1 protein-coding gene is annotated in these 1,082 nt (G+C 72.9%); it reads left to right on the plus strand.

Annotation, left to right across the window (positions count from 1 at the left end; genetic code table 11):
- The coding region (locus CCN42_RS40295) for a streptophobe family protein (protein ID WP_245877699.1) at window positions 1-1,068 on the plus strand (1,068 nt) is incomplete at its 5' end.
- Window positions 1,069-1,082 lie beyond the last annotated feature (14 nt).

The raw sequence follows: 1,082 nt of genomic DNA on the forward strand, positions 1-1,082 counted from the left end.
GGGGAACTCGCCGGTGTCGAGGGCGGCCTGACGGTCGTTCCGCTGTCCGTGACGCTGGTCGGCGCACTGGTGTTCGCCGCCGGCTTTCTGTGGCCGCTGCGGCACCGGGCGGTGGCCGGCGCAGGTGAACTGGCCGGCTGGGCCGCGCGGATCGCCGTGCTGTGGCTGGCGGCGCTGGTCGCACTGGCCCTCACCGCCCGGCACACCTTCAGCCTCTCCCTCGGCGACAGCGCGGTCAGTGACCTCGCCGGCCTCTTCGGCATCGATCCGGAAGTCGGCTTCACCACCGATGTGCCGCTCACCCTGGTCTTCGGGGTGCTGTGGCTGGCCGGGGTGCTGGTGCTGGCCCTGCTGTGCTCGCGCGGGGCCCCGCTGCCGGGGCGGCTGCTGCGGTTCCAGGAGTCGGTGCGCCCGGCGGCGTACGCGATGGTCGTCCTGCTGCTGGCCCATGTGCTGCTGGGTGTCGTCATCGGGCTGGTGGTGGCGGTGACGCGCGGGCACGGCGCGGAGACGCTGGCGGTGATTCTGCTGGGAACGCCGAATCTCGTGTGGCTGGCGCTCACCCTCGGGCTCGGCACCACCTGGGACGGCCATGTGGAGGGGCCGTTCGGCCTGCCGATGCCGCAGGTACTGGACCAGGTGATGCGGTCCGCGGATGTGAGCACCGTCAATCTGGGCACGCTCGCCGACTACGACGGCCGGGTGTGGTGGCTGGTGGCCGTCGAGGCGGTGCTGCTGCTGGCGGCGGCCTTCGTGATGGCGGTCCGCTCGCCGGCCCGCGTCCATCTGTGGCAGCACGCGGCGCACATGGCGGTGGCGCTCGCCCTCACGGTCCTCATGATCTGCCTGGTCGGCCGGATCTCCGCCGCCTTCGGCCTGTCCGTGCTGGGCATCGGCGATCTGGGCGGCGGACTGTCCGGGGAGCTGTTCCTGCGCCCCCGGATCTGGGGAGCGCTGGGCCTCGCCCTGCTGTGGGGGCTGGTGACCGGCTTCCTCGGTGCCCTCCTCGCCCTGCGGGTCCGCCGCACCGGAGAGGTGCCGGAGCAAGCCGAGGCCGGGCCTGCCTAGGGGGTGTCGTCAAA

Source organism: Streptomyces glaucescens, assembly GCF_002154375.1.
Classification (GTDB): Bacteria; Actinomycetota; Actinomycetes; order Streptomycetales; family Streptomycetaceae; genus Streptomyces; species Streptomyces glaucescens.